Source organism: Pseudomonas sp. 478 (genome assembly GCF_003254125.1).
Classification (GTDB): Bacteria; Pseudomonadota; Gammaproteobacteria; order Pseudomonadales; family Pseudomonadaceae; genus Aquipseudomonas.
On record NZ_QKZG01000004.1, the window covers coordinates 422,590 to 447,905 of the forward strand.

A 25,316-nucleotide genomic window follows, 5' to 3' on the forward strand; every position below is an offset into this window, starting at 1 on the left:
ACCGTCAGTTGATCACTTGGCCGCATACACGCGCTGCGCAAACTCGGCGATGGCATCCGCCATTTCACGAGGCTGCTCAGGCGCCATGGCGTGTCCGGCGTTGGCGATGGTCTTGTGCTCGACCCGGTCGCCGAGCATCGATTTGAGAATGTTCGGGATCACCACCGCGTCATGCTGCCCCTGCAAGTCAAGAATGGGCACGGTGTTACCGGCTGACCAATAAAGCTCCACGGGCGTGGTATCGCGCGCATGGTCCTGGGCCTGGTGGGTCTTGTCGTACCATCCACTCAGCCAGGCGCGCGGGTCATTGCCGGGGGCGAAGAACGCCTCTTTGAGATAATCGATACGCTTGGCTTCCGGCAACGAATAATTACCCGCGCCTTTGATGGCCTCGACCATGCGGCCATAGGGTTTCTCCGATGAGCCGGCGGGCAACTTGCCAATCGACGCGGCCGCCAACACGATGCCATTGACCAGGTCCGGGCGATCCACCGCCAGCACGCGTGCGGGCTGGCTACCCCAGGCATGCCCGACCACCACAGAAGGCCCGGTCCTGGCCTTGTCCATCACCAGGGCCACGTCGGCAGCAAAATCGTGCAGCGTCGGCGTGTCCATCGGCGCCTTGCTGCCCTTGACCCCACGCGGCTCAGGGCGGATTACGCGGTAGCCGTCCGCGGCAAGGTAGCGTGCCACCTCGTCATAATCATTCGCGCCCCGGCCTTTTGACGGCAAGATCACGATGACATGGCCCTTGCCCTGGTCCAGCGCCTCGATATGCACGTTGCCTTTTTCGGCAACCAGCGTGCGTACCGAATCATCGGCATTTCCCGGCAGGCTATAGGCAATGACGCCAGCGACGATTAAAGATTGCATGACGCGAGTGTAGTGCATGGGGTGTGCCTTTTATTATTGGTGTGAACGCTCAGGTTTATGCACTGGGAAGAAAATAACCAATACCGATATCTCATGATGTTCAATGCCTGTCGGGCATGACCGCAGCCCTGCACTGATGCCCTCCAAGTCCCATGCTCTGCCGTTATGGACACCTATGGTTTAAAGGTCTTGGCGCGCACCAGAACGCCGGCCATATGCTTCCAGGCTCCTGATGACAATAATAATGGAGCCTCATGAATACACTCACAGCCGGTCAAGTCACACCCCAGGAGGAACTGGAATCCAGCGCCTGTCGCAAAGCCGCGATCAGGTTGATTCCCTTGCTCGCCATTGCGTATTTCTTCAACTATCTCGACAGAACCAACGTCGGGTTCGCGTCGCTAACCATGAACGACGACCTGGGTCTTACCGCCTCACAATTCGGTTTTGCGGCTGGCATCTTTTATGTCGGTTATTGCCTGTTCGAAGTACCCAGCAACCTGGCGCTCTACCGCTTCGGCGCGCGGCGATGGCTGGCCAGGATCATGATCACCTGGGGACTGTTCTCCGCCTCCACCGCGTTGGCTCAAGGGCCGCTCAGTTACTCGGTGATTCGGCTACTGGCCGGCATCGCGGAGGCTGGTTTTTTCCCCGGTGTAATCTTTTTCCTGTCGCTGTGGTTTCCCCTCCAGTATCGGACGCGGGTCATGGCCTGGTTTCTGTTCGCCATTCCAGTGTCTTCCGTGCTCGGTGGGCCGCTCTCGGCCGCCATGCTGGCGATGGATGGCCTCTGGGGTTACCGCGGCTGGCAATGGCTGCTGGTGCTGCAAGGCCTGCCGGCCTGCGTACTGGGTGTGATGTGCCTGAACATGCTGGCCGACAAGCCCGCCGACGCGAAATGGCTGACCGTGCAGGAGCGCCATGCGCTGCAATCAGCCCTCGATGCCGAGCATGAGTCACGGGGTTCGCACAGCTTTCGCGAGTCAATCAAGGATGTGCGGGTATGGCTGCTGGCAGCGATTCTGTTCAGCTATATCATCGGCATCCTCGGCATCGGCGTCTGGTTGCCGCAAATCCTCAAGACCCATGCGCTGACCACCACCCAGATCGGCTGGGTGTCGGCGATTCCCTATCTGATTGCCAGCATCGCCATGTTGCTGTGGGCGAAGGTGCTCGCACGCAAGCGCCGTTATGTCTTGCACTTGGCGATTACCTGCGCCACGGGGGCGGCCGGGTTTATCTTCTCGGTGGTCTACAGTGACCTGATTCCAGCCCTGATTGGCCTCACGGTCGCGTTGATCGGCTTGAGCTCGGTGCGCACCTGCTTCTACAGCATCCCTACGACGTTCCTCAGCAAGCAGGCGGCGGCCGGCGGCATCGCTTTCATCAATGCGGTGGGCAGCCTTGGCGGGTTGGTGGGGCCGTACGCGGTGGGCTGGCTCAAAGACGTCACACACTCATTCAACGCCGGGCTCATTGCGATGGCGACGATGCTGTGTGTAGCCACGGTGTTGACCTTGATTTTGCGGTACGTGATCAAGGAAGCCTGACCCCAAAAGGTCCCGGCGGGCTCGATCAGCCGCCGGGGCTTTTCGTCAGTTGACGTGGAAGGTTTTCCGGCGCGTCATGAACGTAGAGAGTTCCCTCCCTGCTTCCCGGTCATAGCGCTTAAGCGCCTTCGCCACATAGCCGAGCCCTGTCTGGTCGGCATAGTAGGTCAACCCGCCCTTGTAACGCGGGAAGCCGTAGCCATGAACCCATACCAGATCGATATCAGCAGGGTGCTCCACTATTTCGTTGTCGAGCAACCAGGCAGCCTCGTTGATCATCGCAAACAGGCAGCGTTCTTCGATTTCCTGATCAGTGATGCTACGGGGCGCAATATTCCATTGCTGGCGATGCTGCTCCAACAATTGCGCCAGCCATGAATCCGGCACAGCCTGGCGGCTGCCCGGCGCATAGCAATAAAACCCAAGCCCGGTTTTTTGCCCATGCCGTCCTGCGGCATACAATTTATCGACCCAGTCGCAACGTTGCTCACGCTCGCCACTGAACAAGCCTTATGCAAACTGGACCGGCGGAGTGTTCCGCGCCTTGGTGCTGGCCGATGGCAAGCCCGTTCCGTTCGCCGAAATCGAAATCGGATACATCAACCATTCCGTCGATATCGAGAAAAACGCCTTCGGCCAGCAAGACTATGTAACGGCCCCTCAAGCTTCATTCAAATCCCTGAGCACCTACACGGACGCCCAGGGCGTCGTGACCATCGGCCTGCCCCGGGCCGGCTGGTGGGGCATTGCAGCGCTCGACATCGGCAAAACGAAAACCCATAAGGACAAACCCTTGTCGCAAGACGCGGTGCTGTGGATGCAGGTGAGAGATATGAAATGACACAAGCCCACCGGGGGCAGTAGCAGAGGAAATGAGAAAGATTTAATTTGCGGGTGTTTGGATGACGTCAGTAACATCCGTTGGAACACAAAAGACAAAAAACCGAACATCTACATGTTTAATAAAGATTTTTAGTAAATAGCTAGACAGCGATGGAAGTCAAAATACGTCAAATTAGCGGACATCGCCCCTGCAAATACGCCAGGCCCGGGGCGGATCGAAGTACGAAGATCTATTCCGAAGTGATCGATTTCCTCGAAGGGCTCGACAAGCTTCCAGATCGCTCATTGGTGGCGCGGCGCAATAAGGAAACATTGTAATCGTAGGTCGATATCAACGGCATTGGCCCCTCGTTCCGAGCCATCCCAAGCCATTGCCTTGTTCGCTCAACGTCAAAGAGTTCGTTCTTGAACTTCATCTTCGCGACAAGGTTCGCTGAGACCCTGAAGTGTCCACATCCGGCCGAGCATTTGACCTCGGACCAGCATCCTGTCGCGTGAACAATTTTTGCCGCAGCCTGGCAAATCAAGCATTGCATGTCCGATCTCCATTTCGATGACTTACCTACTGTAGCCGAACATCGGCCAAGGCTCTCCCCATTCTCACTGGAACAGCTTTAACTGGTGATCAGACAGGCTGGACTCCTCCAGATTGGGTTACGCAGAAGGTGCGAAACTTTCCCCGCCTTCGCTCTTCGGTGCGCGCAAGTTCTCGAAAAAAGACGGCTCGCCGTCATCAACCGACTGTTGGTCGGTCTGGCGGTCGCAGGAATACTAACCTTTTAAGGTAAGGCCTGAATTTGTCGTGGTGGACCGGTCTCCGAGTTGCTCCCGGCCCACCGCAGTACTCGAGAGGAGGTATGAAAAATGGCCAATTTCGAGAAGAAAATGCCGGTGCAGACCGACGATGAAAAAACCAATCAGCAACCGATGGCTACATCAGACCCTTGGCGTCCTCTGGAAAAACTGCGCCAGCAGGTCGATCACCTGTTCGAAGACTTCAATCGTGGCTCGGGGCTAACGCCTTTCCGGCGAGGACTGTTCGATGTCGAACCGTTCTGGAGCCGGGAATTTATCGGGCGCAGCCTGCCTGCGGTGGACATTACCGAGAAAGATGAAAGCTTCGAAATCACCGCCGAATTGCCAGGCATGGATCAGGAGAATATCGACATCAAATTGTCCAACGGCAATTTGATCATCAAGGGTGAAAAGAAAGAGGATAAGGAAGAAAAAAGAAAAGGCTATCACGTGTCAGAGCGTCATTATGGCGCCTTCGAGCGGGCGTTCAGCCTACCAAAAGGTGTCGATACCGACAAGATCGAAGCAAATTTCAGCAAAGGCGTGCTGAGTATTTCACTGCCGAAAAAGCCCGAAGCCATGAAAGCGGACAAAAAGGTGCAAATCAAATCCGGTTGAATTCGAGACAACCCTTCGCGCCAGAAAAGCCCCTTGTCGGGAAGCCGGCACGGGGCTTTTTTGATGGGGTCTAAAAATAACCGGGCGGGCGCGGTTTAATGCCAGTCAGTTGATGTGCATAAACCTGTGGGAGCGAGCCTGCTCGCGATGACGGAGATACATTTAGCATCGATGTCGACTGACCCGCCGCCATCGCGAGCAGGCTCGCTCCCACAGGTTCAAGTGTTAAACCAGCATCAGGCGTGCGTGGCTCGTTTTTGACGACCCTGCGTTCTCATGCTGATGCTGAGCCAAGGCCATGAAAAAGAATGACCAGTGGAATCTGTCCTACTTCGCGATCGTTTTTATCGTGCTGAGTCTCATGCAGATATTCTTTGGCGAGCGCCAGACGGTGCAGCCCCTCCCGTACAGCCAGTTTCTGCAATTGTTGAACGAGCAGAAAGTCAGTGATTTGCAAGTCGATAAGGACCAGATCAGCGGCAAGTTGCAAGAGCCCATCAACGGACACGATCGATTCTCCACCGTGCGGGTCGATCCGGCGCTGGCGACAGAACTCTCTCAATCGGGCGCCAGTTTTACCGGAATTACCGAAAACACTTTTATGAACAGCCTGTTGGGCTGGCTATTGCCGTTTGTCCTGATTATGGTCTTTTGGAATTTCCTGTTTCGCGGGATGGCGGACAAACAAGGCCTTGGCGGTTTGATGAATGTCGGCAAATCCCGGGCCAGGGTGTTTGTCGAACGCGACACCGGAGTGACCTTCGCCGATGTCGCCGGCATCGACGAAGCCAAGGCCGAGCTGGTGGAAATCGTCTCGTTTCTCAAAGACAAGGACCGATACGCACGCTTGGGTGCGCACATTCCCAAGGGTACCTTGCTGGTCGGCCCGCCCGGCACCGGCAAGACGCTGGTGGCCAAAGCCATCGCCGGTGAAGCCGGTGTGCCGTTTTTCTCGATCTCCGGCTCCGAGTTCGTCGAGATGTTCGTCGGGGTCGGTGCAGCACGGGTCCGCGACCTCTTCGAACAGGCACGGCAGGCAGCACCCTGCATCATCTTCATCGATGAACTCGATGCGCTGGGCAAGATGCGCGGCGTCGGAACGTTGGGCGGCAATGACGAAAAAGAACAGACCCTCAACCAGTTACTGGCCGAACTGGATGGCTTCGATCCCCGCGAGGGCGTGGTGTTGCTGGCCGCGACCAATCGCCCGGAGGTCCTCGACCCGGCGTTGTTGCGGGCCGGGCGCTTCGATCGGCAGATTCTGATCGACCGACCCGACCGCAAAGGTCGGGAAGCAATCCTCAGCGTTCATCTCAAGAAAGTCACCGTGGAGCCAGGGCTTGATGGCGCACGTATCGCCGAGATCACCACCGGTTTCACCGGCGCCGACCTGGCCAATCTGGTTAACGAAGCGGCCATCGTCGCCACCCGACGCGGCGCCGAGGCGGTCGGTCTGAATGATTTCACCGCAGCGGTAGAGCGCCTCATCGCGGGGCTCGAGCGCAAGAGCAGCCTGCTCGATCCTGACGAGCGTCGGGTGGTGGCCTATCACGAGATGGGGCATGCCCTGGCCGCCAGCACGCTGCCGGCGATGGACCCGGTGCATAAAGTGTCGATCGTGCCCCGCGCCATCGGCTCGCTCGGCTATACCCTGCAACGACCGACCGAGGATCACTTCCTGATCAGTTGCCAGACGCTCAAGGACCGGATTGTCGTGCTAATGGCCGGGCGTGCCGCCGAAGACCTGGTCTATGGCCAGATCTCCACCGGTGCCGCCGATGATCTTGTCCGCGCGACCGATATCGCCCGGCAACTGATCACCCGGTTCGGCATGAGCGCCGAACTCGGACAATCGGTGCTGGAGCGGCAAAACGCAACGTACCTGGGAGACCGAATGGCCACGGTGGGCGAGAAGGATTACTCGGAGCAGACCGCCCGCGAAATCGACCTGGGTATCCGCGCCCTGCTCGATGAAGCCTACCAGCGGGCCAAGGCATTGCTGGAGAGTCGTCGGGCCGACCTGGATGAGGGCGCCCGCCTGTTGCTGGAAAAGGAAACCCTCACACCGGAGGAATTCCCGCCTCTGCTACCCGCTGCAACAAAGCGCGACGGGTCTGATTGAGGCGATAGCGGCGCTGATAGCGCATTCGGTGTTTTTTTCAACGGTGTCCGCCAACAACGCTAGGCTTACAAACAATGTGGTGATGATCGCCATTTTGCAGGGAGCGCAAAAATGGAAATTATTAACCGTCGGCAAATCCTCTCTCTCAAGATGGCCCAGGGAGGAATGCCGCAATGACGCTTTCCAATCATTACAAATGGACGGCCTTGGGCACCATTGCGCTGACCCTTTTCAGCGTACTTATATTTTTGCTGATCAAATCCTATTCCTATGACACATCGACCTACTTCGAGTCGCGCGACTTCGTTCGCCAACTCAAGCAGTTCGATGCCAATTGGAACGTGAAAATTCTTAGAGCAAAAATCGGAATAAACAACAATCTGCTTCTGGTGCCACATCCTGAAGCAGAGCAACGATGGCAGCATCTCGATGACCTGAACGCTGCCGGCCCGCTTTCGACACTTTGGCAATCCCGGCGCCAGGGTTATCTGGATGCGGTGGAAAACAAAACCCGATTGGTCGAGCAATTCAAACAGCACAACACGGCATTGCGAACTTCACTGGATGCCCTGCCTGAAAAGGAGGATGACATTCAGGCATTACTGGACATTAACAACACCAAGGATTTAATTACCGCCTCAAACGTATTCGATCTCACGCTGACAACCTTCGAGTACGCGCTCTATGTATCCCGTGACAAAGCCGACGAGATCGCCCATCAATTGATCGAGTTCAACGAATACATTGATCAACTGCCATTTGATCGGCGCCAGCCTTTTACTGCATTAGTCGAGCATGTAAACGCCATCGTTCGAGAGCAGCCCATTGTCAATGACCTGCTTGATCGTATCAGTGTGATTCCGGTCGCACAGCAACTGGACAGCATTAACGAATTATTGAACGAGACTCAACGGCGCACTGGCGCGACGGACCACCAATATCACCTTTATCTCAGCGTATGCGCCGGCATCATGGCGTTGCTGTTGTTGTACCTGGTGGCCCGGCTGGTTCGCAGTTATGCCGTGATCAACAAGATGAACAACGAATTACAGACGGCAAACGAGCGGTTGGAGCAACGCGTCGAGGAACGCACCCGCGAGTTGATCGAAGCCGAGCGCGAACTGGTCGATGCCGCGCGAATGGCCGGCATGGCAGAGATCGCAACCAATGTGTTGCATAACGTCGGCAATGTGCTGAACAGCGTTAATGTCTCGGCAGAGTTGATCACGCGCAAATTAGCGGTCAGCAAAACCCTGGGCCTGGGTAAAGCGGTAAACATGATGAACGAGCATGCCGAAGATCTGGGGCAGTTCATGACCTTTGATGAAAAAGGCAAACTGCTGCGCGGTTACCTCAATCAACTGGTCGATTCCATCGCGGCTGAGCAATCGAGCATCGTTGAGGAACTGTCACAACTCAGCAAAAGCATCGATCACATCAAGGACATCGTTTCCACTCAGCAGGCTTATGCCGGCGCCGCCAGGCTGGTCGAGCCGTTGAACGTCGTCGATCTGTTCGAGGATGCGTTACGCATGAATTCCGGTGCGTTGAGTCGCCACCATGTCGTCGTCACCAAGGACTACCAGGACACGCCGACGATCATCGGCGACAAACACCGACTGCTGTTGATCCTGATCAACCTGATCAGCAATGCCAAATATGCAATGTCCAAGGTCAGCGATCATCAGCGCCATATGACGTTGGGCGTCAAGATTGTCGATAACGCAACACTGCGCCTCAGCGTAGAAGATCAGGGCGAAGGGATCGCTGCCGAGAACATCACCCGCATCTTTAATCACGGTTTCACCACGCGCAAGGAAGGCCACGGTTTTGGCCTGCACAGTTGTGCACTCGCAGCGGTAGAGATGAACGGGCATCTTTGCGTGCATAGCGACGGACCAGGCCACGGAGCGGTTTTCACGCTGGAGATTCCGCTGGAGACAGCGCATGCATTGCCGACCGCCGGAATGCCAGTCAGTTAAGCGCAGTACTTGTGGGAGCGGGCTTGCTCGCGAAGAGGGTGTGTCAGCCGACATCAATGTTGCCTGATACACCGCCTTCGCGAGCAAGCCCGCTCCCACAGGGATTAAGCGTCTGAAAGACGAAAGCCAGGGTCAGCATGCCAACGGCCGTAATGGCCCAGCCGATCAATATCGCGCCAGCATCGGCTTTCTCGGTCATATTCTGCGGCAGGGAAAAGATGCCGCCACCAATCATCGATGCCACTACTAAGGCAATCAGCGCATTCAAGCGGAGCTTTTGCGTCGTCTGTGACATTTTTTTTGAGCCTCCCGGTATTAACCAATCAACAAGGCGTAATAGGGGTTACCGATTAACGCCAGGCGGTAATCTTTTTTATACCTTATCGAAATAAAAACGGCAGTTTAATTACCAACACTTAATCCAGATTCTATTTGCACCAATTAAATTTGCCAAACCCCGGAAACCAACTAGCGTGAAGTCAGTAATTATTTTCTGTCTATCTGCAAAAAAATGTTCACAGCAACAAGATTGTTACGAACAGCCTTATCTTCGTAAGTCTTTAAATAACAACAAAATATAGATTTGCATTAAACGAAAGAAAATTACGAAACCAAATGTTGTTCTCCTCCCTGCAATGGAGTCATGCAATGTCTCAATCCCCCGGAAAACTAAAACTAGGCGCTCTGGTTGCATTGGTCGTCGGTTCAATGATCGGGGGCGGGATCTTTTCCCTGCCGCAGAACATGGCCGCCAGTGCTGACGTCGGCGCTGTGCTGATCGGTTGGGCGATTACGGCCGTCGGCATGCTGACCCTGGCCTTCGTTTTCCAGACGCTGGCCAACCGCAAGCCAGATCTGGACGGTGGTGTCTACGCCTACGCCAAGGCGGGTTTCGGCGACTACATGGGTTTCTCGTCTGCCTGGGGATACTGGATCAGTGCCTGGCTGGGTAACGTTGGTTACTTCGTTCTGTTGTTCAGCACCCTCGGTTACTTCTTTCCGATCTTCGGTGAAGGCAACACCGTGGCCGCGATCATTGGCGCATCGGTGCTGCTCTGGGCCGTGCACTTTCTCGTGCTGCGTGGAATCAAGGAAGCCGCATTCATCAACCTGGTGACCACGGTCGCCAAAATCGTACCGCTGCTGCTGTTTGTCCTGATCGCGATTTTCGCCTTCAAACTGAATATCTTCACCGCCGATATCTGGGGCCTCAAAAACCCGGACCTGGGCAGCGTGATGAACCAGGTGCGCAAGATGATGCTGGTCACCGTCTGGGTATTCATCGGCATTGAAGGCGCGAGCATCTTCTCGGCCCGGGCGGAAACACGCAGCGACGTCGGTAAAGCCACCGTGATCGGTTTCATCACTGTGCTGCTGTTTCTGGTGCTGGTGAACGTGCTGTCGCTGGGCATCATGACCCAGCCGGAACTGGCCAAACTGCAGAACCCGTCGATGGCCGCGGTGCTGGAACATGTGGTCGGGCCGTGGGGTGCAGTGCTGATCAGCGTCGGTCTGATCATCTCCTTGCTGGGGGCCCTGCTGTCCTGGGTGCTGCTGTGTGCGGAAATCATGTTCGCTGCCGCCAAGGACCACACCATGCCGGCGTTTTTGCGCAAGGAAAATGCTAACCAAGTGCCAGTCAATGCCTTGTGGCTGACCAACGCGATGGTGCAGCTGTTCCTGATCATCACCCTGTTCTCGGCCAGCACTTACCTGTCGCTGATCTACCTCGCCACCTCGATGATTCTGGTGCCGTATCTGTGGTCCGCGGCTTATGCCTTTCTGCTGGCAGTGCGCGGCGAAACCTATGAAAAAGCCGTGGCAGAACGCAAGAAAGACCTGTTCATCGGCGCCGTAGCATTGATTTACGCGGTTTGGCTGATCTATGCCGGCGGCGTCAAATATCTGCTGCTCTCCGCCCTGCTCTATGCCCCCGGCGCGATTCTTTTTGCCAAGGCTAAACTTGAAGTCAATAAACCGGTTTTCACCAACGTCGAGAAGTTGATTTTCGCAGCAGTCGTCGTGGGCGCCCTGGTCGCAGCCTACGGACTGTATGACGGCTTCCTGACCCTGTAACACCTGAGTGTTTTGTCATCTGGAGGATCACTGTAATGACCACCGAAAAAGTTAAGTACGGCGTCCATTCCGAAGCCGGCAAACTGCGTAAAGTCATGGTTTGCTCTCCAGGCCTGGCTCACCAGCGGCTGACCCCGAACAACTGTGACGAACTGCTGTTTGACGATGTGTTGTGGGTCGCCCAAGCCAAGCGCGACCATTTCGACTTCGTCACCAAAATGCGCGAGCGCAACGTCGACGTGCTGGAAATGCACAACCTGCTGACCGATATCGTCGCCATCCCGGAAGCGTTGGACTGGATTCTGGAACGCAAGATCACCGCCGACTCGGTTGGGTTGGGATTGATCAACGAAACCGGTTCCTGGCTGCGCAGCCTCGAGCCGCGCAAGATTGCCGAATTCTTGATCGGCGGCGTCTCTGCTGACGACCTGCCGGACAGCTTCGGCGGCAAGACCATCCAGATGTTCCGCGATTTTCTCGGGCACTCCAGCTTCATTCTCCCGCCGCTGCCCAACACCCAGTTCACCCGCGATACCACCTGCTGGATTTACGGCGGTGTGACGCTGAACCCGATGTACTGGCCGGCCCGCCGTCAGGAAACCCTGCTGGCGACGGCCATCTACAAGTTCCATCCGCAGTTTACCAACGCCGACTTCCAGATCTGGTATGGCGATCCAGACAAGGAGCACGGCAGTTCCACCCTGGAAGGGGGTGATGTCATGCCGATCGGTAACGGTGTGGTCTTGATCGGTATGGGCGAACGCTCGTCTCGTCAGGCTATCGGCCAACTGGCAGTCAATTTGTTCAAGAACAAAGCCGTCGAGAAAGTGATTGTCGCCGGCCTGCCGAAATCCCGTGCGGCGATGCACCTGGACACGGTGTTCAGTTTCTGCGACCGCGATGTGGTGACCATCTTCCCGGAAGTGGTGAACCAGATTGTGGCCTTTACCCTTCGCCCTGACGAAAGCAAACCGGGGAACATCGACATCCGTCGCGAAGAGACCAGCTTCCTCGACACCGTGGCCAAGGCCCTCAACCTCAAAACGCTGCGTGTCGTCGAAACCGGCGGCAACAGCTTCGCCGCCGAACGCGAGCAGTGGGACGACGGCAACAACGTGGTGGCCGTGGAACCAGGCGTGGTCATCGGTTATGACCGCAACACCTACACCAACACCCTGCTGCGCAAGGCCGGTGTGGAGGTCATCACCATCAGCGCCGGCGAGCTCGGTCGCGGCCGTGGCGGCGGCCACTGCATGACGTGCCCGATCATTCGTGACCCTATCGACTATTAAAATTGCCCACCTCGACTCGCGCTGCCTTCTACACCAAGCATGCGCGGCCAAGGGGATAACCGACATCTAAGGAGATCCAAAATGGCTTTCAACATGCGCAACCGCAGCCTGCTCTCGCTGATGCACCATACGACTCGCGAACTGCACTATTTGCTGGACCTTTCCCGCGACCTCAAACGCGCCAAGTACACCGGCACCGAGCGTCCGCACTTGCAAGGCAAGAACATTGCACTGATCTTCGAGAAAACCTCGACGCGCACCCGTTGTGCCTTCGAAGTCGCGGCCCATGATCAGGGTGCCCACGTCACCTACATCGACCCCGTGTCGTCGCAGATCGGCCACAAGGAAAGCATGAAAGACACCGCCCGCGTGCTGGGGCGTATGTTCGATGCCATCGAGTACCGTGGCTTTGAACAGGAAATCGTCGAGGAGTTGGCCAAGTTTGCCGGCGTGCCGGTGTTCAACGGACTGACCGCTGAATTCCACCCGACCCAAATGATCGCCGACACTCTGACCATGCGCGAACACAGCGACAAACCGCTGCACGACATCAGCTACGCATACCTCGGTGACGCCCGCTACAACATGGGCAACTCGCTGCTGATGATCGGCGCCAAACTCGGCATGGACGTGCGAATCGGCGCGCCGAAAGCCCTGTGGCCACACGCTGACTTCATTGCCCAGTGCAAAGCATTCGCCAAAGAAAGCGGCGCGCGCATTACCATCACCGAAGACCCGAAAGAAGCGGTCAAGGGCGTGGACTTCATCCACACCGACATTTGGGTGTCGATGGGTGAGCCAGTGGAGGCATGGGACGAACGCATCGAGCAACTGTTGCCGTACCAGGTCAACGCCGAGATGATGAAGGCCGCCGGCAACCCGCGCGTGAAATTCATGCATTGTTTGCCGGCGTTCCACAACAGCGAAACCAAGGTCGGCAAGGACATCGCCGCGCGCTATCCGCACCTGGCCAATGGCGTCGAGGTGACCGAAGAAGTCTTCGAATCGCCGGCCAACATCGCCTTCGAGCAAGCGGAAAATCGCATGCACACTATTAAGGCGATCCTGGTGTCGGCGTTGGCGGATATCTAAGGACCCATGCGGCTCCTCCTGCAGGAATACAAACCTTGTGGGAGCGAGCCTGCTCGCGAAGACGGACTTACATTCACCATTAATGTCGACTGATACACCGCTTTCGCGAGCAGGCTCGCTCCCACATTGACCGGGTTTCGACAGGGAGACCGAGTCACCTCATTTAGAAGGACTGCATTATGCGTATCGTCGTTGCTCTGGGTGGTAACGCCCTGCTCCGCCGTGGTGAGCCCATGACCGCGGATAACCAGCGCGCCAACATCCGCGTCGCCACCGAACAGATCGCCAAGATTTATGCCGGCAATGAACTGGTCATCGCCCACGGTAATGGCCCGCAAGTGGGCCTGTTGTCGCTGCAAGCCGCCGCCTACACCTCGGTTTCGCCGTACCCGCTGGACGTACTCGGCGCCGAAACCGAAGGCATGATCGGCTACATCATTGAACAGGAACTGGGCAACCTGCTGGACTTCGAAGTGCCCTTCGCCACCCTGCTCACTCAAGTCGAAGTCGATGCCAATGACCCGGCCTTCCAGAACCCCACCAAACCCATCGGCCCGGTCTACGCAAAGGCTGAGGCGGAAAAACTCGCGGCCGAAAAAGGCTGGGCGATTGCCCCGGATGGTGACAAGTTCCGCCGCGTAGTCGCCAGCCCGAGACCGAAACGCATCTTCGAAATACGCCCGATCAAATGGCTGCTGGAAAAAGGCAGCATCGTGATTTGCGCTGGCGGTGGCGGCATCCCGACGATGTACGGCGCCAGCGGCAAACTGCAGGGCGTGGAAGCGGTGATCGATAAAGACCTGTGCTCGGCGCTGCTGGCCGAACAGCTGGAAAGCGATCTGTTGGTAATCGCCACCGACGTCAACGCCGCCTACATCGACTTCGGCAAACCGACCCAGAAGGCCATCGCTCAGGCACACCCCGACGAAATGGAAAAACTCGGTTTCGCAGCAGGCTCCATGGGACCGAAGGTTCAGGCCGCCTGCGAGTTCGCCCGCCATACCGGAAAAGTCGCGGTGATCGGCTCACTCTCGGACATCGAGGCCATCGTTCAGGGCACGGCCGGCACCCGCATCAGCACAGCGAAACCTGGCATCAGCTACCAATAAAAGAACTCCGGGGACGGCCTGAAACCCGCCCTGATTCAATGTCTTTTTGAAGGAGAGACAACAATGGCTACCTTTGAGCCCGGTCATCTGCACATCGAGCGCCACGCGCTGAACAAGGACGATGTCAGTTACAACATATGCATCGACTATGAAGTCCACCAGGATCCCAAGGAAGGTAAAGGCATGCTGTTCACGATGCACGGCAATATCCAGGGCCGGGAGATGGAAGAAAAATTCTTCCTGCCCAAGGACCAGGCCTACAACTTTGGTCGCAACGTCACGCAAATTGCAGAGAAGTACGGCATACCCAAGATGTACAGCGCCATCGGTTCAATGCACAAAAACTACGACTTGATGTTCGAAGATGTCAGGGTGCAACTGGATATGAAGTCGGGGGACGCGGTCAAACCCGAGCATCTGGAATAACCTGACTTTTCTGCGTTTTAAGCGCCGAGTCAGAATGGCAATGATGCCATGCCGTAGCATCAACCTGGGCAAGCAGGTCATCGATGTATCAGAACTTAGCCCTGCTTGCCGCTTTCCTCATGACCTACAGCCTATTTGCGGGGCGTTTCGAGTCACGTCTGCTCAATGGTCCGCTCATGTTCATGCTTGCCGGTCTGATTCTCGGCCCGGCGTTTCTGGGGTTGGAATTGGTACTGGCGACCCTTCTGGCGTCCCACCGATGCTGCACTGGGTAAGGCCGTTGTGAGCAATCCCAAGGTTTCGGCGTCCGTGCGTGAAGGGTTAAACGTGGAGAGCGGAGTTGGGCATCGGTGCAGTCATCGGTATGTCTGTACCGTTTTACTCAGCGTGCTACTACATGGCTTGAGTGCCAATCCATGGGTTGCTCGGCTGGCTCGTCGTGATCATTGATTTCAGTGAAATTTTCCTCGGTTTATTAGTTCGCATTGTGAAGACATAGTGGCTACGCTTTTGTTCGAGTGACCTTTATGGAGCATGGGCATGGGCGCAAACATGAACGTTGTCAGACAGCTCGTCGGTTTGCCCATCGCCATTATGGTAGGGGTCTTAAGCCTGGTTGCAGGTTGCGGCAAAGAGCCCACTACGCTTGCCCGTCAAGCCCCCGATGTAACGGTCATGACGGTCACCGCGCGCAACACCCCGGTGACGTTCGAATTCGTTGCCCAAACACAGAGTTCCCGAGAGGTGGAGATCCGCGCCCGGGTTGCCGGCTTCCTGGAAAAGCGGCTGTACACCGAAGGCGATTTGGTGAAAAGCGGGCAAACGCTGTTCCAGATGGACCGTAAACCTTTTGAAGCCTCGTTGCTGTCGGCGCAGGGCCAATTGGCTCAACAACAGGCACGCTGGGAAGTGGCCAAGGCCACACTGGCCCGTGTCCGTCCCTTGGCGGCGCAGAATGCGGTCAGCAAGATGGATCTGGACAATGCGGTCGGCGATGAGCGTCAGAGCCGGGCCGCCGTGCTTGCCGCCGAGGGCACGGTTCGAACCGAGCAGTTGAACCTCAGTTACACCACCATCGCCTCTCCCCTCACCGGCCTTTCAAGCTTTGCCAAAAAGCAGGAAGGCAGTTACGTCACACCAGGTGAGTCCGGGCTGCTGACCACCGTCTCACAGATGGACCCGATCTACGTCAACTTCAGTCTTTCGGAAAACGAGACGCTCAAGTACCGCGACGAGATTGCCTCCGGGCACCTCATATTCCCTTTGCGCAGTGAGTTTGTCGTAGAAGTGGTGCTGGCCGACGGGTCAGTGGTACCTGACCGTGGTCGCCTGAATTTTGCCGCGCCCTCTTATAGCCAGGACACTGGCACCTTTCTGGTCCGCGCCGTGGTGGCCAACCCCAACGGCCAACTGCGTCCCGGCCAATTCGTAAGGGCGCGGGCAATCGGAGCTTCCAGGCCGAACGCCATTGTGGTGCCGCAAAAGGCAGTTCTGGAGGGTTCCAAGAGCCACTTCGTCTGGGTGATCAATGCAGAGGGCAAGCCCGAACAACGCGTTGTCGAAGTGGGTGACTGGCATGGCGATGACTGGTTCATTACCCAAGGCTTGCAAGCGGGCGAACGCATAGTGGTCGACGGAGCGATCAGAGTGACGCCCGGAGGGCCGCTGAATATCATCTCCCCCGCTCCCCCCGCGCAGGCAGGCGACACAACGGCGAAACCGACACCTGCCAAATCGGCGCAAGACACTGGGCGCAGCCCATGAGCATTTCACACTATTGCATTGATCGACCCATCTTCGCGTCGGTGATCTCGATCATCATCACCTTGGCTGGCGCAGTGGCGATGGCTAAATTGCCGGTCGCCCAGTACCCGGATATTACGCCACCGCAAATTACGGTTTCAGCAACCTACCCGGGGGCAGATGCACAGGTCGTGGCCAATAACGTGGCAGCGCCAATCGAGCAGCAGGTCAACGGCGCCGACAACATGATCTACATGAACTCGTCGAGCTCCGCGACGGGCAACATGACCCTCAACGTCTTCTTCGAGATTGGCACCGACCCTTCTCTTGCCCAGGTGGACGTGCAAAACCGGGTCAATCTGGCCCTGCCGCAATTGCCCTCCGCGGTTCAGAGCCAGGGTATTCAGGTACAGAAAAAATCCTCGGCGTTCATGATGGTTCTTGCCGTGTATTCTGCCGGCGACCGCTATGACAGCACCTATGTCGCCAACTACGCCAACCTCTACATTCTGGATGCGATCAAGCGTATTCCGGGCGCCAACCAAGCCAGTATTTTTGGCACACCAGACTACGCCATGCGGATCTGGCTCAAACCCGATCGAATGGCCCAGTTGGGGATTACTGCCGCTGACGTGCAGAAAGCGGTCACCAACCAGAACCAGCAATTCGCCGTAGGCCGTGTGGGTCAATCCCCGACGGGCCAGGCCGTGGAACAGTCTTTTGCCGTGACCACCAAGGGACGCCTGACTGAACCTGCGGAGTTCGAGAACATCATCTTGCGCGCGAGCAATGACGGGGCTGCCATTGTTCGTCTGAAGGACATTGGTCGAGCCGAGCTCGGGCAAAAAGACTACTCCCTGCGCAGCACCTATCAGGGACGTCCCGCCACATTGATCGCGGTGTACCAACAACCGGGGGCAAACGCGCTAGACGTCTCGGCAGCCGTGACGTCAACCCTGGCGCAAATGAAGACGACCTTTCCCGAAGGGATCGAATACAAAATCGTGATGGACACCACCGCGTTTACCCGCGCGTCGATTTCCGAGGTGATACACACTTTTTTCGAAGCGTTGGTGTTGGTGGTCGTGGTGGTTTTCATCTTCCTGCAGAGCCTGCGCGCCACACTGATCCCGGTGCTCGCCGTGCCGGTGTCGATTGTTGGCACCTTTATCGGCATGTCGGCCCTTGGGTTTTCGGTGAACATGCTGACGCTGTTTGGCATGGTGCTGGCCATCGGCATCGTGGTGGACGACGCCATCGTGGTGATTGAAAACGTCGAACGCAATATGCACGTGCACAAGATGAACCCCAAGGAGGCGGCCAAACGCGCCATGGATGAAGTGGCCGGTCCCGTGGTGGCCATCGTGCTGGTGCTGTGCGCGGTGTTCATCCCGGTGGCATTCATGGGGGGAATCACTGGCCAACTCTACAAACAGTTTGCGATTACCATCGCCATCTCCGTGGTGATCTCCGGCCTCGTGGCCTTGACACTTTCGCCGGCCTTGGCGGCCCTGCTGCTCAAGCCCCAACACGGCGAAAAAAACGCTTTTTTCCGCTGGTTCGAGCGCAGCTTCGAACGCATGACCGAGGGCTACTCACGCTCGGTGGCGTTTATGATCAAGCGCTTTGTCCTGGCGTTGTTACTCTTTGCCGGCATGATCGCTCTGATTCTGGTGATGGCGCAGCGCATTCCCAGTGCCTTCCTGCCACCGGAAGACCAGGGTTATCTGCTGGGGGCCGTGATCATGCCCGATGCCGCGAGCCTGGATCGCACCGGCGAGGTGGGCAAAGTAGCCAGTGACTTCTTCATGAACGATGCGGCCGTCGAGGGCGTCGCCATCGTTAACGGCTACAGCCTGCTCGACGGCCAGAACAAGAACAATGCCGGCGCCTTTTTTGTCGGGTTCAAGGATTTCGAGGAGCGCTACAAGGACTCGGAAACAATCAAGGCACAAAGTGCCCCTGCGGTGATTCAGAAAGCTGCCCGCGCTTTTTCCACGGTACAGGGCGGGATCATTCTTCCGGTCAATCCGCCCTCCATTCCCGGCCTGGGCACTACAGGCGGCATGGAGGTATGGGTTCAAAGCAAAGGGGACGCCACCGTCGACCAATTGGCTGAGATGGTCGGCACCCTTGTCGCAAAAGCCAAACAGCGCCCGGAACTCGGCGCTATCACCTCCACCTTCAATGTGTTTTCCCGGCAATTGCTGGTCGACGTAGACCGAGAAAAGGCAGAGACGCTGGGGGTGCCGGTGGAAGACGTCTACAGCACCATGCAAACCATGTTCGGCTCTCTCTATGTGTCTCAATTCAATAAATTCAGCCGCCTGTGGCAGGTGATTCTGCAGGCTGAACCGAGCTATCGGCTCAAGGCCGAAGACTTGCAGCAGATTTTCGTGCGCAGCAAAAACCTTGGGATGGTGCCGCTCAAGGCCCTGCTGACCACCCGCTACGTCACCGGTCCCGACCTGCTGACCCGTTTCAACAACTTCCCGGCGGTCAAACTCACTGCCAACGCGGCACCCGGCTACAGTTCCGGCCAAGCGCTCAAGGCCCTGGAAGAAATCAGCGCTGAAATCATGACCAACGACTACGCCCTGGCCTTGAGTGGCGAAGCCTTCGAGGAGAAAAAAAGCGGGGGAGCCTCCTCTCAGGTGTTCATCTTCGGCCTGATCATGGTGTTCCTGATCCTGGCGGCTCAGTACGAGAAATGGTCCCTGCCCGTCGGCGTATTGCTGGCGGTGCCCTTCGCATTGTTCGGTGCACTGCTTGCCGTCCTGATCCGGGGGTTAAGCAATGACGTCTACTTCCAGATCGGCTTGACCATGCTGGTGGCCCTGGCCGCCAAGAACGCCATCCTTATTTTCGAGTTCGCGGTACTGAACCGGGAAAACGGCATGTCTGCCTATGATGCTGCAATGACTGCCGCCAGGGAGCGCTTGCGGCCTATCGTGATGACGTCCCTGGCGTTCATTTTGGGTTGCGTTCCGCTGGCCATTGCCGTCGGGGCATCCGAAAACAGTCGACACTCCATCGGTACAGGTGTGATCGGCGGGATGCTGGCGGCGACCGTCATCGCCATCTTCTTTATCCCTCTCTTCTACTACCTCGTTGAACGTTTGACTGAGAAAAAAGGCGCGGTCAAACAGACAACTCCGCCACCTTTGTTAACGTCGCCCGGGGAGATTCCCGGCGGCGCCCCCCTGCACAGACATGAGGGGGATTGAGATGCGCACACGCCATCTCCCGTTGTTGATTTGCCTGGGCCTGACAGGCTGTATGCTCGGCCCGGATTATCAGCGCCCTGCCACAGACACCCCTGCTGCCTATCGCTATGCAGAGCAGGAGGCCAACAATCTGTCCAACACCCTGTGGTGGGAACAGTTCAAGGATCCGGTCCTGAATGACTTGATCCGCAGTGCGCTGGTCGAGAATAAAGACATCAAGATTGCCGCCGCCCGGGTCGAGGAATTCCAGGGTCGTTACGGTGTGGTGCGCTCGCAGATGTTTCCGCAAATCGGCGCCGCCGCGCTAGGCAGTCGCGCCAGGGCACCGCGCGACAACGGCCCGGTGCCATTGGATTCCAGCGTCGACCCGATTTACAAAAACTACCAGACGACCCTCAATGTGAGCTGGGAGTTGGACGTCTGGGGTCGTTTACGGCGGCTCAATGAGTCGGCGCGGGCTGACTTGCTGGCCTCGGAGGAAGGTCGGCGTTCGGTCATTCTGAGCCTGGTATCGTCGGTGGCATCCAGCTACATAGCGCTACGCGATCTTGACCGGCAGCTGGAAATCGCCCGCACCACCGCCAAGGCCCGCGGCGACTCCTACGGAATTTTTAAACTGCGCTTTGGCGCCGGCACCATTTCCGAAATGGAGCTGGCGCAAAACCTCTCCGAATTCCAGCGCACCCAAGCGTCTGTATCGCTACTCGAATACCAGGTGGCGCAACAGGAAAACAATTTGGCGGTGCTGCTTGGACGCAATCCGGGCCCCATCATCAGAGGCCGTGATCTGACGCAACTGACCCTGCCATCGGTCCCCGCCGGGTTGCCTTCGGACTTGCTGGAGCGACGCCCCGATCTACGTCAGGCCGAACTGGACCTGATCTCCGCCAATGCCCGTATCGGTGCCGCCAAGGCGCTGTACTTCCCGACGATATCCCTGACCGGACTGTTGGGCTCAGTCAGTAACCAACTCTCGAATTTGTTCACCGGGCCGGCCGCCACCTGGTCCTATGGTGTCGGCGCGAGCATGCCCATTTTCACCGCTGGCGGAATCGCCGGTCAGGTCCAACAGACCGAGGCCTTTCAACAACAAACCTTGCTGGTCTATCAGCAGTCGATTCAATCAGCCTTCAGGGATGTTGAAAACGCGTTGGTGGCGGCGAGCAAATCCCGCGAGCAGATGGCTTCCCAAGCCAGTCAGGTCGAGGCGCTGCGTACTTACACCAGGTTTGCGCGATTGCGCTACGACAATGGATACACCAGCTACATAGAAGTCCTGGATGCCGAACGCAGCTTGTTCGATGCCGAGTTGAATTACACCCAAACCCGGGGTTCGGTGTTCACCGCCATGATCGATGTTTACAAGGCAACAGGCGGCGGTTGGGTGACCGAAGCGGACAAGCTGACGGCAACCGTCAGCGAAAAAAGACCCTGATCAGATAGCCGCCCGCCAATATTCAATTGACGCGGCACAAGTGCAGGAATCCGACACGCGGCATCAAGCTATTGGGAAATAGGCCAGAAGGGTTGATTTTTATCAACAGCTTGCCGGTTATTCGAGTACAGGCTAACAAGCAGGAAGATCAACAGCATGAATGGCTACCGTCATCGTACTTAGAGAACAAAGGATGACTCTGCACAGGTCAGGATGATTGAAACCCTGTATCGCCGAGCGCCGTAAATGAACATTTATATTGAAAAAGATCCTGTACAGAATCTCTGGTGGGTTCACATGGATCTGTGGGGTGCAAGTTTCCGCAGCCTTGCTGGAGCTGAGTCATTTGTTGAGCGATTGAGTTCGAGAATTAATGCACCTCATTCTCTGGGAGCGATTGCGAATAATTCTCTGTCGCCAGAAACGTTTCCGAATAGTCAGCCGCTCGATCAGCACACTGTGTCTGACTCGGTAAAGACTCGTTCTCACGCTTGATACCAATTGAGGCCTCGGTGAGCCGTGCTTCCGACCACGATATTCGCGCATTGACCCGCACCGTGGTCAGCCGCGCAGCTCACCGCCAAGTCATCAGCTCCTTAAAGCAGCTGATCCGAAACAGAACACCTGGCGACGTGTGATCACGGGTTGACGTAGCCCCCCAACCGCACCTTTTTCAGCCCAATTCACTTTCCCGGATGAGCTTCTTGTTAATCTTCCCGACGCTGGTTTTAGGGATTTCGGCGACGAACTTGAACTGCTTGGGGATCGCCCATTTGTTGATGCGGCCACGCTCGACAAACCCTTGCAGGTGCGTCTCCAGGATCTTGCGATCGAGATACTGCCCGGGCTCGCACACCACCAGCGCCATCGGCCGTTCGCCCCATTGTTCATCGGCGATGCCCACGACTGCGACCGACATGACGGCCGAGTGCTCGCTGATCAAGCTCTCCAGTTCCAGCGAGCTGATCCACTCCCCGCCCGTCTTGATCACGTCCTTGATGCGATCCTTGATTTCCACTCCACCCAACGGTTCGATAGAGGCCATGTCGCCGGTGTGCAGCCAGCCGTTGTGCCACAACTCGGCGCCCTTTTCCGGCTCCTTCAAATAGCCTTGGGTCAGCCAGGGGGCGCGCACCACGATCTCGCCCAAAGACTCGCCGTCATGGGCAACGTCATTGCCATTGGCATCGATGATTTTCAGGTCGACCATCGGTACCGGTGTGCCCGTCTTGATGCGGCTGGCCAGTTGGGCTTGCGTGGATTGAGCAAGGTCTTCGTCGCGCAGGTAAGTCAGGCACAGCAACGGACAGGTTTCCGACATGCCGTAGCCGCTGTGCACCTGAATACCTTTGGCGCTCGCTTCGCTGGCAATACCTAATGTCAGCGCGCTGCCGCCCAGGAGCATTTTCCAGCCATCAAAACGGGTCTGTGCCGCTTCCTCGCAGTTCAGGATCATTTGCAAAATGGTCGGCACACAGTGGGAGAACGTCACCTTCTCCTCTCGATACAGCCTGACCAGGCTGTTGGGCTCGTAGCGTCCGGGGTACACCTGCTTGATCCCCATCAGGGTGGCGACATAGGGCACACCCCAGGCATGCACGTGAAACATCGGTGTGATCGGCATGTAGACATCATCGGAACGCAGCAACGGCAACCCCTGATAGACGCCCAAAGTGCCCACCGCATTCAAGGTATGCAAGACCAGCTGGCGGTGGGTGAAATACACGCCTTTAGGGTCGCCAGTGGTGCCCGTGGTGTAGAACAGGGTCGCGACGGAGTTTTCATCGAAATCGGGAAAGTCGTACTGATCTGCCGACCCGGCCAACAGGTTTTCATATTCGCCCAGCACTGGTAACGACGTGTGAGTGGCTGTGTCGTCCGTGAGCTGCAGGTAGCCTTTGACGGTTTCAAGCCGTCCGTGAATCTGTTCTACCAGCGGCAGGAAATCATCATGTACCAGCACCAGGTCATCCTCGGCATGGTTCATGGTGAAGAGCACCTGATCCGGCGAAAGACGGATGTTCACGGTATGCAGCACCGCGCCGATCATCGGCACGGCAAAGAAGCATTCCAGGTAGCGATGGCTGTCCCAGTCGAGCAGGGCCACGGTATCACCCGCCTTGACGCCGGCAGCGGTCAAGGCGTTGGCCAGCCGACGGATCCGCTGATTGAGGGTCTGGTAGCTGTAGCGCAGTTTGTCGGCGTAGACGATTTCCCTGCCCGGCTCGTAGCGCACGCCGGACAGCAGCAATTGCTTGATCAGCAAGGGATAGGCATAGGCGCCGTCGGCGGGCGGAATTATTTTTGTCGCCATCATGGTTGTGGTTCCCGGTCCTTTTTACGTGGGCTCAGAACTGCTCTGCATCCAATTGATAGAGGCATTCGCTGCCAGCCTTGGCCGATACACTCAACGAGTGGATGCGTGGCAACAGACGGGCGAAGTAGAAGCGCGCGGTGGCCAGTTTGCTGGCGTAGAAATCGTCTTTGGAATGCGTGCTCATGGCAGCTTTGGCCATTCGCGCCCACATGTAGGCGTACGCGGTGTAGCCGAACACGTGCAGGTACTCGACCGAAGCCGCGCCGATTTCATTCGGGTTGTTCTGGGCTCGGTCCAGCAGCCATGCGGTCAGTTCGTCGAGGGTGTCGACGGCGGCGTTCAATGGTTTGGTGAACTCGCGGAGGTCAGCGCAGGCATTGGCTGTAAAGTTGCGGATTTCTGAAGCGAACAGCCGGTACAGCGCACCGCCGCTGCCGACGATTTTGCGCCCGGCCAGGTCCAGTGACTGGATGCCGTTGGTGCCTTCGTAAATCTGAGTGATGCGCACATCGCGAACCAGTTGTTCCTGGCCCCATTCGCGGATGTAACCGTGGCCGCCGAAGATCTGCTGGCCATGCACCGTGGTTTCCAGCCCCATGTCGGTGAGGAACGCCTTGGCCACCGGGGTCAGCAGCGACACCAGTTCCTGGGCGCGACTGCGGGTGGCCGCGTCATCGCTGTACTTGGCGGTGTCCAGTTGCAGGGCCACGTAGCTGGAGAACGCTCGCCCGCCTTCGTTCAAGGCCTTCATGGTCAACAGCATCCGCCGTACATCCGGGTGCACGATGATCGGATCGGCCGCTTTGTCCTTGTTCTGCGCGCCCGTCGGCGAACGGCTTTGCAGGCGGTCACGGGCGTATTCGACGGCGTTCCGGTACGAACGCTCACCCAACGCCAGGCCCTGGATACCCACGCCCAAACGTTCGTAGTTCATCATGGTGAACATCGCCGCCAGGCCCTTGTTCGGCGCATCGATGATCCAGCCGGTCGCCTCGTCAAAGTTCATCACGCACGTAGCGGAGGCCTTGATGCCCATTTTGTGCTCGATAGAACCGCAGGACAGCGCGTTGCGTTCACCCAGCGAGCCATCGGCATTGACCAGCACCTTGGGCACCAGAAACAGCGAAATTCCCTTGGGGCCGGCCGGTGCATCCGGCAACCGGGCCAATACCAGATGGATAATGTTTTCGGTCAGGTCGTGCTCGCCGCCGGTGATAAAAATCTTGCTGCCGCTGATCTTGAAACTGCCATCGGCCTGAGGTTCGGCACGGGTGCGAATCAGCCCCAGGTCCGTGCCGGCATGCGCTTCGGTCAGGCACATGGAACCGGTCCAGGTGCCGGCGTACATGCTCGGCAGATAGCGTTCCTTGAGCTCTCGACTGGCGTGGGCATTGATCGACAGGCACGCGCCGGCGGTCAGCATTGGATACAGGCCGAACGACAGGCTTGCCGAGTTGACCATCTCCTCGACCTGAGCCGAAATGGCCTTGGGCATGCCCATGCCACCGAACTGCGGATCGCCGCCAACACCCACCCAACCGCCGTCGGCGAATGCCTGGTAGGCCGCGACAAAACCGTCCGGCGCCTGGACCGCGCCGTTACTCCAGGTGCAGCCCTGCTCGTCGCTGCTGCGGTTCAGCGGTGCGATAACTTCACCGCTGATTTTGCCGGCCTCTTCAAGGATCGCAGCGGCTGTTTCTTCATCGATCACCTCGGCCAGGCCAGGCAATTGGGCCCATAGCCGGGACACTTGGAAGACTTCGTTGAGTACGAAGCGCATATCGCGCAAAGGAGCTTTGTAATCAGACATGGTTGG

Annotated in this window: 18 protein-coding genes and 1 pseudogene; 14 read left to right on the forward strand and 5 right to left on the reverse strand. The window is 57.4% G+C overall.

What is annotated here, in order from left to right; genetic code table 11:
• Positions 1-12: 12 nt before the first annotated feature.
• On the reverse strand, positions 13-891 hold the full coding sequence (locus DFS28_RS11680; RefSeq protein ID WP_111449868.1) for an alpha/beta fold hydrolase: 879 nt from the start codon (positions 889-891) through the stop codon (positions 13-15).
• A gap of 236 nt (positions 892-1,127) precedes the next feature.
• Here DFS28_RS11680 and DFS28_RS11685 point away from each other — a divergent pair, with 236 nt between their 5' ends.
• The gene (locus DFS28_RS11685; protein WP_111449869.1) at positions 1,128-2,423 is read left to right on the forward strand and encodes an MFS transporter; all 1,296 of its coding nucleotides are present in this window, start codon (positions 1,128-1,130) and stop codon (positions 2,421-2,423) included.
• Positions 2,424-2,468: 45 nt separating this feature from the next.
• Here DFS28_RS11685 and DFS28_RS11690 read toward each other — a convergent pair whose 3' ends face one another.
• Positions 2,469-2,930: a 3-hydroxyacyl-CoA dehydrogenase family protein gene (locus tag DFS28_RS11690; RefSeq protein WP_256596865.1), complete on the reverse strand. Its 462-nt coding sequence runs from the start codon at positions 2,928-2,930 to the stop codon at positions 2,469-2,471.
• 25 nt (positions 2,931-2,955) lie between these two features.
• On the opposite strand from DFS28_RS11690, the gene DFS28_RS11695 reads away from it, so the two are divergent.
• The 4 genes from DFS28_RS11695 to DFS28_RS11715 all read left to right on the forward strand — a co-directional run bounded on the left by DFS28_RS11695 (position 2,956) and on the right by DFS28_RS11715 (position 8,783).
• Positions 2,956-3,264 carry a DUF4198 domain-containing protein gene (locus DFS28_RS11695; RefSeq protein ID WP_256596868.1) on the forward strand — a complete coding sequence of 103 codons (309 nt, stop codon included), beginning with the start codon at positions 2,956-2,958 and terminating at the stop codon, positions 3,262-3,264.
• Between the two features lie 866 nt (positions 3,265-4,130).
• Positions 4,131-4,679, forward strand: coding sequence for an Hsp20/alpha crystallin family protein (locus DFS28_RS11705; RefSeq protein ID WP_111449871.1), 549 nt, complete (start codon positions 4,131-4,133; stop codon positions 4,677-4,679).
• 298 nt (positions 4,680-4,977) lie between these two features.
• Positions 4,978-6,801, forward strand: a complete 1,824-nt coding sequence (gene ftsH / locus DFS28_RS11710) for an ATP-dependent zinc metalloprotease FtsH (RefSeq protein ID WP_111449872.1) — start codon at positions 4,978-4,980, stop codon at positions 6,799-6,801.
• Positions 6,802-6,974: 173 nt separating this feature from the next.
• Entirely contained in the window at positions 6,975-8,783 is a 1,809-nt protein-coding gene (locus tag DFS28_RS11715; RefSeq protein ID WP_111449873.1) for a DAHL domain-containing protein, read from the forward strand.
• A gap of 106 nt (positions 8,784-8,889) precedes the next feature.
• Here the strand turns inward: DFS28_RS11715 and DFS28_RS11725 are convergent.
• Positions 8,890-9,078: pseudogene (locus DFS28_RS11725) on the reverse strand (arginine-ornithine antiporter); the annotation flags it as partial.
• 353 nt (positions 9,079-9,431) lie between these two features.
• On the opposite strand from DFS28_RS11725, the gene arcD reads away from it, so the two are divergent.
• The 9 genes from arcD (at position 9,432) to DFS28_RS11770 (ending at position 21,183) form a co-directional block, all read left to right on the forward strand.
• Positions 9,432-10,859, forward strand: a complete 1,428-nt coding sequence (arcD, locus tag DFS28_RS11730; RefSeq protein ID WP_111449874.1) for an arginine-ornithine antiporter — start codon at positions 9,432-9,434, stop codon at positions 10,857-10,859.
• 35 nt (positions 10,860-10,894) lie between these two features.
• Positions 10,895-12,151 (forward strand): arginine deiminase, encoded by a 1,257-nt coding sequence (gene arcA / locus DFS28_RS11735; protein WP_111449875.1) that lies wholly within the window; start codon positions 10,895-10,897, stop codon positions 12,149-12,151.
• An 81-nt stretch (positions 12,152-12,232) separates the two neighbouring features.
• Positions 12,233-13,243 carry an ornithine carbamoyltransferase gene (locus DFS28_RS11740; RefSeq protein WP_111449876.1) on the forward strand — a complete coding sequence of 337 codons (1,011 nt, stop codon included), beginning with the start codon at positions 12,233-12,235 and terminating at the stop codon, positions 13,241-13,243.
• 179 nt (positions 13,244-13,422) lie between these two features.
• Positions 13,423-14,352: a carbamate kinase gene (arcC, locus tag DFS28_RS11745; protein WP_111449877.1), complete on the forward strand. Its 930-nt coding sequence runs from the start codon at positions 13,423-13,425 to the stop codon at positions 14,350-14,352.
• Positions 14,353-14,415: 63 nt separating this feature from the next.
• The gene (locus tag DFS28_RS11750) at positions 14,416-14,778 is read left to right on the forward strand and encodes a DUF5064 family protein (RefSeq protein ID WP_111449878.1); all 363 of its coding nucleotides are present in this window, start codon (positions 14,416-14,418) and stop codon (positions 14,776-14,778) included.
• Between the two features lie 83 nt (positions 14,779-14,861).
• The gene (locus DFS28_RS11755; RefSeq protein WP_256596872.1) at positions 14,862-15,053 is read left to right on the forward strand and encodes a hypothetical protein; all 192 of its coding nucleotides are present in this window, start codon (positions 14,862-14,864) and stop codon (positions 15,051-15,053) included.
• 400 nt (positions 15,054-15,453) lie between these two features.
• Complete coding sequence (locus DFS28_RS11760; protein WP_306109811.1) at positions 15,454-16,542, forward strand: efflux RND transporter periplasmic adaptor subunit; 1,089 nt, start codon at positions 15,454-15,456, stop codon at positions 16,540-16,542.
• The gene (locus DFS28_RS11765) at positions 16,539-19,748 is read left to right on the forward strand and encodes an efflux RND transporter permease subunit (protein ID WP_111449880.1); all 3,210 of its coding nucleotides are present in this window, start codon (positions 16,539-16,541) and stop codon (positions 19,746-19,748) included. Before DFS28_RS11760 ends, DFS28_RS11765 begins: the two co-directional genes overlap by 4 nt.
• Before the next feature lies 1 nt (position 19,749).
• Positions 19,750-21,183, forward strand: a complete 1,434-nt coding sequence (locus DFS28_RS11770) for an efflux transporter outer membrane subunit (protein WP_111449881.1) — start codon at positions 19,750-19,752, stop codon at positions 21,181-21,183.
• A 673-nt stretch (positions 21,184-21,856) separates the two neighbouring features.
• Here the strand turns inward: DFS28_RS11770 and DFS28_RS11780 are convergent.
• The gene (locus DFS28_RS11780; RefSeq protein WP_111449883.1) at positions 21,857-23,500 is read right to left on the reverse strand and encodes a fatty acid--CoA ligase; all 1,644 of its coding nucleotides are present in this window, start codon (positions 23,498-23,500) and stop codon (positions 21,857-21,859) included.
• A gap of 31 nt (positions 23,501-23,531) precedes the next feature.
• Positions 23,532-25,310 (reverse strand): acyl-CoA dehydrogenase C-terminal domain-containing protein, encoded by a 1,779-nt coding sequence (locus DFS28_RS11785; RefSeq protein WP_111449884.1) that lies wholly within the window; start codon positions 25,308-25,310, stop codon positions 23,532-23,534.
• Positions 25,311-25,316: the final 6 nt, after the last annotated feature.

What these genes read in the sequence shown, in the direction of transcription:
- DFS28_RS11680 (WP_111449868.1), bottom strand. Translation starts at nt 891, where the DNA reads ATGCACTACACTCGCGTCATGCAATCTTTAATCGTCGCTGGCGTCATT.
- DFS28_RS11685 (WP_111449869.1), top strand. Translation starts at nt 1,128, where the DNA reads ATGAATACACTCACAGCCGGTCAAGTCACACCCCAGGAGGAACTGGAA.
- DFS28_RS11705 (WP_111449871.1), top strand. Translation starts at nt 4,131, where the DNA reads ATGGCCAATTTCGAGAAGAAAATGCCGGTGCAGACCGACGATGAAAAA.
- ftsH (WP_111449872.1), top strand. Translation starts at nt 4,978, where the DNA reads ATGAAAAAGAATGACCAGTGGAATCTGTCCTACTTCGCGATCGTTTTT.
- DFS28_RS11715 (WP_111449873.1), top strand. Translation starts at nt 6,975, where the DNA reads ATGACGCTTTCCAATCATTACAAATGGACGGCCTTGGGCACCATTGCG.
- arcD (WP_111449874.1), top strand. Translation starts at nt 9,432, where the DNA reads ATGTCTCAATCCCCCGGAAAACTAAAACTAGGCGCTCTGGTTGCATTG.
- arcA (WP_111449875.1), top strand. Translation starts at nt 10,895, where the DNA reads ATGACCACCGAAAAAGTTAAGTACGGCGTCCATTCCGAAGCCGGCAAA.
- DFS28_RS11740 (WP_111449876.1), top strand. Translation starts at nt 12,233, where the DNA reads ATGGCTTTCAACATGCGCAACCGCAGCCTGCTCTCGCTGATGCACCAT.
- arcC (WP_111449877.1), top strand. Translation starts at nt 13,423, where the DNA reads ATGCGTATCGTCGTTGCTCTGGGTGGTAACGCCCTGCTCCGCCGTGGT.
- DFS28_RS11750 (WP_111449878.1), top strand. Translation starts at nt 14,416, where the DNA reads ATGGCTACCTTTGAGCCCGGTCATCTGCACATCGAGCGCCACGCGCTG.
- DFS28_RS11755 (WP_256596872.1), top strand. Translation starts at nt 14,862, where the DNA reads ATGTATCAGAACTTAGCCCTGCTTGCCGCTTTCCTCATGACCTACAGC.
- DFS28_RS11760 (WP_306109811.1), top strand. Translation starts at nt 15,454, where the DNA reads ATGACGGTCACCGCGCGCAACACCCCGGTGACGTTCGAATTCGTTGCC.
- DFS28_RS11765 (WP_111449880.1), top strand. Translation starts at nt 16,539, where the DNA reads ATGAGCATTTCACACTATTGCATTGATCGACCCATCTTCGCGTCGGTG.
- DFS28_RS11770 (WP_111449881.1), top strand. Translation starts at nt 19,750, where the DNA reads ATGCGCACACGCCATCTCCCGTTGTTGATTTGCCTGGGCCTGACAGGC.
- DFS28_RS11780 (WP_111449883.1), bottom strand. Translation starts at nt 23,500, where the DNA reads ATGATGGCGACAAAAATAATTCCGCCCGCCGACGGCGCCTATGCCTAT.
- DFS28_RS11785 (WP_111449884.1), bottom strand. Translation starts at nt 25,310, where the DNA reads ATGTCTGATTACAAAGCTCCTTTGCGCGATATGCGCTTCGTACTCAAC.